Origin of the sequence: Streptomyces sp. NPDC053431 (assembly GCF_044544925.1) — a bacterium.
In the GTDB taxonomy this organism is placed as follows: domain Bacteria; phylum Actinomycetota; class Actinomycetes; order Streptomycetales; family Streptomycetaceae; genus Streptomyces.
This window is the reverse complement of the sequence record NZ_JBITXX010000003.1, coordinates 698311-707993: the sequence shown is the minus strand read 5'-3', so window position 1 is coordinate 707993 and position 9683 is coordinate 698311. Positions and strand designations below refer to the sequence as shown.

Here is a 9683-nt window from a genome sequence, read left to right as displayed (position 1 = left end):
GGGCCCTTCCGGCGGTTCCGACTCTATCAGATCCTTTCGGCGTCTGATTCCCAGTCAGCGGGAGTTGTCTTCCCGGCTGTTGGGCCGTTCCGACGAGTGAGACTTTAGCGGATTCCCCGCCCCCGACGCTAATCGGCGGCTCGCGCTCAAACCTTCGAACGCGGATTCCTCATTTCGCAAAAACGCACGGAAACACAGGACGGCACGACGAATCGACGCCGTCAGGCGTTGGTGGTTCTTGCGGAATGGCTGTCCGGGGCCGACCGGAGTCGGTGCTCACGTCGGACAACCCGGAGAACACTACGGATCGCTTAATCCCGTGTCAACCCCGGGCCTGGGGCGTACCCTCCGCGTATGACTACGCGTGCGCACACCACCCAGTGGTGGGCCGCCTGACGGCGGCCCGTACTCACGCGTGGAGACACGGCCGCCGCCTCGGCGGCCGTTCGTGCTTCCCCCTCCGGGAGTCCGGCCGACGGGTCGGCGGCGCTCAGACAGAGAGCAGCCAGGAGAGAGGGAGAAGAGCACGATGAAGCGGATCTTCAGTGGGGTGAAGCCGACCGGGCACCTGACGCTGGGCAACTACCTCGGGGCCGTGCGGCAGTGGGTCGAGGTGGACCAGCACCGGGCGGACGCGCTGTTCAGCGTCGTGGACCTGCACGCGCTGACGGTGGAGCACGATCCGGCGCGGGTGCGACGGCTGAGCCGTCAGGCGGCGACGCTGCTGCTGGCGGCGGGGCTGGATCCGGAGCGGTGCACGGTGTTCGTGCAGAGCCATGTGGACGAGCACGCGCGGCTCTCGTATCTGATGGAGTGCGTGGCCACGGACGGCGAGATGCGCCGGATGATCCAGTACAAGGAGAAGAGCGTCCGGGCGCGGGACGCCGGGCAGGGCGTGCGGCTGTCGCTGCTGACGTATCCGGCGCTGATGGCGGCGGACATCCTGGCGTACGGGACCGACGAGGTGCCGGTCGGCGAGGACCAGACGCAGCACGTGGAGCTGGCACGGGATCTCGCGGTGCGGTTCAACCACCGGTACGGGCATGTGTTCACGGTGCCGAAGGCGACGAACCCGGTGGTGGCGGCGCGGGTCATGGATCTGCAGGACCCGACGTCGAAGATGGGGAAGTCGCACGAGAACGGGGCCGGGATCGTCTATCTGCTCGACGACGCGGACACCGTGCGGCGGAAGGTCATGCGGGCGGTGACGGACAGCGGGCGTGAGGTCGTCCATGACCCGGAGGCCAGTCCTGGGGTCGCGAACCTGCTGGATCTGCTGGCGGCGGCGACAGGTGGGAACCCGATCGAGCTTGCCGGTGTATACGAGTCGTACGGAGCGTTGAAGAAGGACACGGCGGAGGCGGTGGTGGAGCTGCTGCGGCCGGTGCGGGAGCGGCATGCCGAGCTCGCGGCGGATCCGGGGCACGTGGACAAGGTGCTGCGGGAGGGGGCGGAGCGGGCGCGCGGGACGGCGCGGCCGCTGGTCGACGCGGCCTATCGGGCGATCGGGCTGTTGCCGGCCGTCTGACGGAAGGCGTTGCGGTAGTCGCGCGGGCTGGTGGCGAGGTGTGTGGCGAAGTGCTGGCGCATGGTGACCTCGCTGCCGAAGCCCGCGCGGCGGGCCACTTCGGGGAGGGGGTGATCCGTGAGTTCGAGGAGTTTCTGGGCGGCGGCGACGCGCTGGGTGATGAGCCAGTGGAGGGGGGTGGTGCCGGTGGTGGCCTGGAAGTGGCGGGCGAAGGAGCGGGGGGACATGCCGGCGTGGGCGGCCAGGCCGGCGACGGTGTGGGGCTGGTCGAGGGTCGCGAGGGCGTGGGCGCGGACGGCGGCGAGGGCGTCGGCGTCGCGGTCGGCGCGCGGCGTGGGGCGTTCGATGAACTGGGCCTGGGTGCCGGTGCGGAAGGGGGCGGTGACCATGGAGCGGGCGATGGTGGCGGCGACTTCGGCGCCGTGGGCGGTGCGGACGAGGTGGAGGCACAGGTCGATACCGGCGGCGGTGCCGGCGGAGGTCCAGATACCGGTGTCCTCGACGTAGAGGGCCTCGGGTTCGACGGTGACCTGGGGGTGGCGCTCGGCGAGGGTCGCGGCCAGGTGCCAGTGGGTGACGGCGCGGCGGTGGTCGAGGAGGCCGGCACGGGCGAGGACGAAGGCGCCCGCGCAGAGGGAGGCGACCGGGATGCCCGCGGTGTGGGCGCGGCGTAGTGCGTCGAGGACGGGCGGGGGGAAGTCGGCGTCGGGGTCCTCGATGCCGGGGACCAGGACGAGGTCGGTGGTGGTGAGTCCGTCGAGCCAGTCGAGCGGGCGGTCGGGGGTGAGGTGGAGTCCGCCGCGGAGGGGGACGGGGGTGGCCGGGTCGGTGGCGACGCGGCGGAGTTCGAAGGGAGGGACGCCCCGGGTGCGGCGGTCGCTGCCCCAGACCTCGGTGATCACGGAGACGTCGAAGGCCCGGATGCCGGGGAAGGCGAGGAGGGCGATGCGCTGAGGGGTCGCGTGGTCTGCCGTCATGGTGGCAGTAACCCATCGATCGCCGGCTTTTCTTCCTCTGGGGTGGGCGGAGGACCGGCGGCAGGATCGTGGGCATGGAGATCACGGAGATCAACGAGAACGCGGCGCTGGTGGTCATCGACGTACAGAAGGGGTTCGACGACGAGGGGTTCTGGGGGCGGCGGGACAACCCGGAGGCCGAGGGGAACATCGCGGCCCTGATCGAGCGGTGGCAGGAGACGGGGCGGCCGGTCGTCTTCGTGCGGCACGACTCGCCGCGGGAGGGGTCGCCGCTTCAGGCGGGGACGGTGGGCAACGAGTTCAAGGACGTCGTCGAGGAGCGGCGGGGAAAGGGGGCGGGGCCGGAGCTGCTGGTCACGAAGAGCGTGAACTCGGCCTTCTACGGGGAGCCGGATCTGGACGCCTGGCTGAAGGGCGCGAGGGTCGGGCAGATCGTGATCGTCGGGATCCAGACCAACATGTGCAACGAGACGACCGCGCGGATGGGCGGGAACCTCGGGTACGACGTGGTGTTCCCGATCGACGCGATGCACACCTTCGACCTGGCCGGGCCGTTCGGCTGGACGCGGAGTGCGGAGGAGCTGACCCGGGCGACGGCGGTGTCGCTGCACGGTGGGCGGTTCGCCCGGGTCGTGACCACGGAGGACGTGCTGAAGGGGGCGGGCGCGCGCTAGCGACGCCGGCGCGGCGGCCGGGGGCGGTCAGCCGTTGGTGGGTGCGCGGGTCGGCCGTTCGCGGCCGGGGCGGCCCCATCCGCGCCCCGGGCGTCAGCCGTTGCCGGAGGCGAGTTCGCGGCTGCGGTCGCGGGCGGCTTCCAGGGCGGCGATGAGGGCGGCCCGGACGCCGTGGTTCTCCAGCTCGCGGATGGCGGAGATGGTGGTGCCGGCCGGGGAGGTGACGGCCTCGCGGAGCTTGACCGGGTGTTCGCCGCTGTCGCGGAGCATGACGGCGGCGCCGATGGCGGCCTGCACGATCAGGTCGTGGGCCTGGGCGCGGGGCAGGCCGAGGAGGATGCCGGCGTCGGTCATGGCTTCGACGAGGTAGTAGAAGTAGGCCGGGCCGGAGCCGGAGAGGGCGGTGGCGGCGTCCTGCTGGGACTCGGGGACGCGCAGGGTCTTGCCGACGCCACCGAAGATCTCCTCCGTGTGGACGAGGTGTTCGTGGGTGGCGTGGCTGCCGGCGGAGATCACGGACATGCCCTCGTCGACGAGGACGGGGGTGTTGGGCATGACGCGGACGACCGGGGTGCCCGGGGCCAGGCGCTCCTCGATGAAGGCGGTCGGGATGCCGGCGGCGGCGCTGATGACGAGGCGGTCGTCGGCGACGTGCGGGGCGAGCTCGTCGAGGAGCCGGCCCATGTCCTGGGGCTTCACGGCGAGGATGAGGGTGTCGGCGCGCTTGGCGGCGTCCGCGTTGCTGACCGCCTCGACCCCGTAGCGGGCGTGGAGTTCCTCGGCGCGTTCGGTGCGGCGGGCGGTGACCAGGAGGTGGGCGGGGCGCCAGCCGGCGCGGATCATGCCGCTGAGGAGCGCTTCACCGATCTTGCCGGTGCCGAGGACTGCGACGGTCTGGGTCATGGCTCTGTTCACCTCGCCGGAAGGGTTACGTGTCGCCATCCTCGCACCGGGCCGCCCGCCGTGGCGCGGGTGTCCGAGGGGCGGTCATGCGGTGCGGCGGCGGAGGGTGGCCGCGCCGAGGGCGAGGACGAGGACGGCGCAGCCGGCGACCACCAGGGCGTCGCGGAGGAAGTCGGCGGTGACGTCGGTGTGGCGCAGGACCTGGTTCATGCCGTCGACGGCGTAGGACATGGGCAGGACGTCGGAGATCGCTTCGAGGGCGGGGGCCATCCGGTCGCGCGGGGTGAACAGGCCGCACAGCAGCAGCTGGGGGAAGATCACGGCCGGCATGAACTGGACGGCCTGGAACTCGGAGGCGGCGAAGGCCGAGACGAAGAGGCCGAGGGCGGTGCCCAGCAGGGCGTCGAGGAGGGCGACGAGGAGGAGCAGCCAGGGGGAGCCGATGACGTCGAGGCCGAGGAACCACACGGCGAGGCCGGTGGCGAGGAGGGACTGGACGACGGCGACCAGGCCGAAGGCGAGGGCGTAGCCGGCGATCAGGTCGCCTTTGCCGAGGGGCATGGCGAGGAGGCGTTCGAGGGTGCCGGAGGTGCGCTCGCGCAGGGTCGCGATGGAGGTCACCAGGAACATGGTGATCAGCGGGAAGATGCCGAGGAGCGAGGCGCCGATGCCGTCGAAGGTCTGCGGGCTGCCGTCGAAGACGTAGCGGAGCAGGACGAGCATCAGGCAGGGCACGAGGAGCATCAGGGCGATCGACCGCGGGTCGTGGCGGAGTTGGCGCAGCACGCGGGCGGCGGTGGCGAGGGCGCGGGAGCAGGAGTCCGCGAGGCGCGTGCTCGCAGGGGTGGTGGGCGTCGGGCGGGCGGTCACGGCTGCTCCTTGGTGGCCTGGGCGGCGCGGGCCGCGGCGGCGTCGACGAGGTGGAGGAAGGCGTCCTCGACGGTGGCGGTGTCGTTGCGGCGGCGCAGGGCCTCCGGGGTGTCCTCGGCGAGGAGTTCTCCCTCGCGGAGCAGGAGCAGCCGGTGGCAGCGCTCGGCCTCGTCCATGACGTGGGAGGAGACCAGGAGCGTGGTGCCGCGGTCGGCGGCGATGCGGTGGAAGAGGTCCCACAGGTCGCGGCGGAGGACCGGGTCGAGGCCGACGGTGGGTTCGTCGAGGACGAGGAGTTCGGGGGCGCCGAGGAGCGCGACGGCGAGCGAGACGCGGCTGCGCTGACCGCCGGAGAGGCGGCCGGCGAGGGCGCCGGCGCGGGAGGTGAGGTCGACGTCGGCGATGGCCCGGTCGACGGCGGCGTGGCGCTCGGCGCGGTGGGCCCGGCCGGGGAGGAGCACGGCGGCGAAGTAGTCGAGGTTCTGGCGGACGGTGAGGTCGTCGTAGACGGAGGGCGCCTGGGTGACGTAGCCGATGCGGGAGCGCAGGGCGAGGTCGCCGGCGGGCCGGCCGAGGACGTCGAGGGTGCCGGTGACCTTGGCCTGGGTGCCGACGACGGCGCGCATGAGCGTCGTCTTGCCGCAGCCGGAGGGGCCGAGGAGGCCGGTGATGCGGCCGCGGGGGACGGTGAAGTCGAGGCCGCGCAGGACGGTGCGGTCGCCGCGTACGACGGTGAGGGCGGTCGCGGTGATGGCTGCGCCGGCGGTCGGGGCGGCCTCGACGGGGGCGCCGGGGCCGGCCTCACCGGTTTTATTCATCATGTGATGAATAGTGGGCCGGAGGGTGCCGCACGTCAAGGACCCCGGACGAGATCTCGTCCGGGGTCCTTGGAAGGGGTCTGCTGGGGGGTGTTGGAAAGACAGGCCCCGGGGGGCGTCGGGAAGACGAGCCCTGGGGGGCGGGAAGACCGGCCCTGGGGGGGTGTCTGGTGACAGGCCCCGGGGGACGTCGAGAAGACAGGCCCCGGGGAGCACCGGGAAGACGGGCCCTCCGGGTGGCCCGCTAGCGGCGCTTGGGCTTCTTGCGGGCCGACGGGTTGCCCGTGCGGCCGGAGCGGCGCTTCTCGTAGCGCGTCACGGCCTCCTCGTACTCCGTGCGCAGCAGCCTCTCGCCGGGCGCCTCGGTGAGGCTGCGCACGAAGTACGCGAGGAGCGAGCCGATGAAGCCGATGGCCTTCAGGCTGCGCAGGGCCTCCTCGCGGGCCGGGTCGGCCGGCCGGCGGACGAAGCCCTCCCAGGTCTTGCGGAAGGCGATCGCGCTGCAGACCGCGAACATCACCACCACGAGCCCGTTGACGAAGCCGCCGACGTCCGCGATCTCCAGGCCCTCGTAGGCGAAGCGCAGCACGAGGCAGCCCGCGACGGCGGCGGCGAGCGAGCCGAGGGCCACGCCGACGCGGCGCAGCCCGTAACGGCCGCTGTGGTCCACCCATGTCGTGCCGAAGAAGCGGAGCTCCTCGGGCCGTGGCCCGGCGGGCGTGCCGGCCTTGCTCTGGTGCTCGCCGATCACGGGCTTCTCATCGCTCACGGAATCGATTATCCCCGGGCGGGGAGACGGCCGCCGTCAGCCGCAGCGGCGGGTCACGTAGCCGTCGCTGCCGGTGTGCACATAGGCGTCGGAGATGAACTGGCCGCTGCCGATGTTGTCCCAGATGTCGGTGGTGCCGTAGGGGCCGGTGATGCGCTCGCCCGGCGTCTGGCAGTAGATCGACACCCAGGCACCCGCCGGCAGCACGCGCACGACCGGGTACTTGGTGCCCGGTCCCGAGCGCACGTTCACCCGGTACCCCGGGGCGACCGGGTAGGAGGCGACCTCCGTCGTGGCCGTCACGGACTCCAGCGTCTCGTTCTCGGTGCTCATTTCCACTCCCCCGTCCGGCGCACAAGCGCTTCCTCGAAAGCGCTCCGGTGAATTTCACGCTGCGCGACGCGCAGGCTAGCAAGCCCCACCGACTTCGGCAGCACCATCGACTAGGCTCCGTGCGTCGCGCACGCGCGCGGACTCGACGGGGAACCACACGGGGGTTGGCGATGCCGCCGTTGCGCAGTACCGGTGCCGGCCGGGGCGCGGAAGAGCCCGACTACGCGGGCGAGTACCGGCTCCAGGCCTGCCTCGGCTCCGGCGGCATGGGTGTCGTCCACCTCGCCACCTCCGCCTCGGGGCTGCGCCTCGCGGTCAAGGTGGTGCACGGGCAGTACGCGGAGGACCCGGAGTTCCGGGCCCGCTTCCGGCAGGAGGTCGCGGCCGCGCGCCGGGTGAGCGGCGCCTTCACCGCGCCCGTCGTGGACGCCGACCCCGACGCCGTACGCCCCTGGATGGCCACCCTCTACGTGCCCGGCCCCACCCTCGCCGACCAGGTGAAGCGGAGCGGCCCGCTGTCCCGCGCCGAGCTGCGCCGGCTCACCGCCGGACTCGCGGAGGCGCTGCGCGACATCCACCGGGCGGGCGTGGTCCACCGCGACCTCAAGCCGAGCAACGTCCTGCTGACCGACTCCGGGCCGAAGGTCATCGACTTCGGGATCTCCCGGCCGGTCGACAGCGATCTGCGCACGGAGACCGGGAAGCTGATCGGCTCGCCGCCGTTCATGGCGCCCGAGCAGTTCCAGCGGCCCCGCGAGGTCGGGCCGGCCGCGGACGTGTTCGCGCTCGGCTCCGTCCTCGTGCACGCGGCCACCGGTCACGGGCCCTTCGACTCCGACAGCCCGTACATCGTGGCGTACCAGGTAGTCCACGACGAGCCGGATCTGACGGGCGTTCCGGAGGAGCTGGCGCCGCTGGTGGCCCGCTGCCTGGCCAAGGAGCCGGCCGAACGGCCCACGCCCGCCGAGATCATGGCGGCGCTGCTGCCGCCCTCGTACGAGGCGACCGCCTTCATACCCGCCCAGCGGCGCGCCCTGAGCCCCGCCGCCGCGCCCTCCCCCGCCGCGGTCCCCTCCGGGGCGTGGGACGCCGACACGCCGGTACGGTCCGCGGTCCCGCGCAAGCGTCGCGGCCGGCGGCTGCCGATCGCCCTCGGCGTCCTGCTCGCCCTGGCGGCGGGCGGCACCGTCGCCCTGCTCGGGGCCCGGGACGGCACGGCGCCGGCCGCACCGGCGCACCCCGCGGAGGCCGCCAAGTCGTTCAGCGGCTGGCAGACGCCGCTCGCCGAGGGCGACGTGCCCGCCGCGCCCGCCTGCGCGCTCGCCGGGAACGCCCTCTACTGCTCGGGCCCCGGTGTCGCCGTCGCCCGGCTCGACGCCTCGACCGGACGGGTCGTCTGGTCGCGGCCCGCCGAGAGCGGCTCCTTGGGCGTGACCGAAGCCCCCGCCGTGCTGTCCGGCGACACGGTCGCCGTCGCCGGCGCGGGCGGAGACCTGCGCGGTCTCGCCGCCGGGGACGGCCGGCCCGGTTGGCGCACCCATCCGTCCGTGGCGGAGAACCGGCGGCCGGCCGGTCCGGTCGTCGTCCTCTCCGACAACACCCGGCAGCTCCGCGCCGTCGACACCCGCACCGGTGCGCAGGTGTGGCGCCACGCCCTGCCCGGACACGGCGTTCCGCAGCTCGGCCCGTACGACCCCGCCGGCGGGCTGCTCACCGTCTACGAGCGGGCCGCCGACGGCGGGCACACCCAGGTCAGCGGGATACGGCCGGCCACCGGCGACGTCCTCTGGTCGCACCGCCTCAAGGGCGATCTGACGCCGGTCGGGTACGGGGACGGCGGCGCGCTGGTGCTGTCCGACGCCTACCGGGGTACGGCGGCCCAGGCCCTGGTCCGTCACGACCCCGCGCGGAACGAGACCCGGCGCTTCGCGCTGCCGTACCGCGTGGACAACCCGGCGATCGCCGTGCGGGGCTCGACCGCGTACCTGCTGACCGGGCTCGGGCATCTGATGGCCGTCGACCTCGACGGGCAGCGGATCCTGTGGGAGCTGGAGACCGGCAGCGGCAACGTGTCGGCGCCCACGCCCGCCGACGGGGACCGGCTGTACGTCTCCGCCTCCGACGGCCGGCTGCTCGCCGTCGACACGGCGCGCGGTCTCCTCCTCGGGCAGACGCGGCCGCGGCTGGGGGGTGGGCGGCTGGGGTACGTGCCGTCGGTGCCGGCGCCGGTGGCGGCCGGGAACCGGGTGTACGGGACGGCTCCGGACGGCTCGGTCTTCGCCGTGGACGGCCGCGACCCGTCGACCTGGTAACCCCCACCGGGCGGCACCGCCCGCGGCCCGGCCCCCGCCAAACCTCCCCGCGGACCCGCCCAATCCCGGTGCGGGCCCCGCGACCCCCGCGCGGGCACGCCCCATCCCGGTGCGGGCCCCCGACCTCCGCGCGGACACGCCCACCCGGGTGCGGGCCCTCGACCCCCGTGCGGACACGCCCGCCGACGTCGGCGCGAGCACGCCCGCCTCCGGCTGGGCCCATCCACAGTGCTGGCCCCGTCCCCCTTGCAGACACGTCCGCCGCCCTCCGCGAGAGCGCACCCGCTCCGGGGGGCCACGCCCAACCACGGTGCGGGCCCCCGCCCCCTGCGGACACGCCCGCCGCCCCCGCGGGTGGGCACGCCCGCCGGCCTCCGTGTGGGCAATCGTCCCGCTGGGGCGGGACGGGTGGGCACACGGGACCGCGCCTGGCGGCGCGCCCCGCTCACTGCACCTACGCCAGCCCTTTACGGCGCCGCGCTCCCGTGGCGAGCGTCAG

The 9683-nt window shown here is 73.8% G+C and carries 9 protein-coding genes; 3 read left to right on the top strand and 6 right to left on the bottom strand.

Annotated features, from left to right (window positions below):
• The first annotated feature begins 529 nt into the window (after positions 1-529).
• Entirely contained in the window at positions 530-1528 is a 999-nt protein-coding gene (trpS, locus tag ACIGXE_RS12700; RefSeq protein WP_399746317.1) for a tryptophan--tRNA ligase, read from the top strand.
• On the opposite strand, the gene ACIGXE_RS12695 is transcribed toward trpS, so the two are convergent.
• On the bottom strand, positions 1495-2505 hold the full coding sequence (locus tag ACIGXE_RS12695; protein WP_399746315.1) for a GlxA family transcriptional regulator: 1011 nt from the start codon (positions 2503-2505) through the stop codon (positions 1495-1497). The two genes, trpS and ACIGXE_RS12695, sit on opposite strands and share 34 nt — an antisense overlap.
• A gap of 74 nt (positions 2506-2579) precedes the next feature.
• Here ACIGXE_RS12695 and ACIGXE_RS12690 point away from each other — a divergent pair, with 74 nt between their 5' ends.
• The gene (locus tag ACIGXE_RS12690; RefSeq protein WP_399746313.1) at positions 2580-3179 is read left to right on the top strand and encodes a cysteine hydrolase family protein; all 600 of its coding nucleotides are present in this window, start codon (positions 2580-2582) and stop codon (positions 3177-3179) included.
• Between the two features lie 93 nt (positions 3180-3272).
• Here the strand turns inward: ACIGXE_RS12690 and proC are convergent, their stop codons facing one another.
• The 5 genes from proC to ACIGXE_RS12665 form a co-directional block, all read right to left on the bottom strand.
• Positions 3273-4082 (bottom strand): pyrroline-5-carboxylate reductase, encoded by an 810-nt coding sequence (gene proC / locus ACIGXE_RS12685; protein ID WP_399746311.1) that lies wholly within the window; start codon positions 4080-4082, stop codon positions 3273-3275.
• 84 nt (positions 4083-4166) lie between these two features.
• Entirely contained in the window at positions 4167-4952 is a 786-nt protein-coding gene (locus tag ACIGXE_RS12680; protein WP_399746308.1) for an ABC transporter permease, read from the bottom strand.
• Positions 4949-5773: an ABC transporter ATP-binding protein gene (locus ACIGXE_RS12675; protein ID WP_399746306.1), complete on the bottom strand. Its 825-nt coding sequence runs from the start codon at positions 5771-5773 to the stop codon at positions 4949-4951. Before ACIGXE_RS12675 ends, ACIGXE_RS12680 begins: the two co-directional genes overlap by 4 nt.
• 241 nt (positions 5774-6014) lie before the next feature.
• Positions 6015-6539 (bottom strand): hypothetical protein, encoded by a 525-nt coding sequence (locus ACIGXE_RS12670; protein ID WP_399746304.1) that lies wholly within the window; start codon positions 6537-6539, stop codon positions 6015-6017.
• 36 nt (positions 6540-6575) lie between these two features.
• Positions 6576-6872, bottom strand: coding sequence for an SH3 domain-containing protein (locus ACIGXE_RS12665; protein WP_399746302.1), 297 nt, complete (start codon positions 6870-6872; stop codon positions 6576-6578).
• 170 nt (positions 6873-7042) lie between these two features.
• Here ACIGXE_RS12665 and ACIGXE_RS12660 point away from each other — a divergent pair, with 170 nt between their 5' ends.
• Positions 7043-9184, top strand: coding sequence for a PQQ-binding-like beta-propeller repeat protein (locus ACIGXE_RS12660; protein WP_399746300.1), 2142 nt, complete (start codon positions 7043-7045; stop codon positions 9182-9184).
• The last annotated feature ends 499 nt before the right edge of the window (positions 9185-9683 follow it).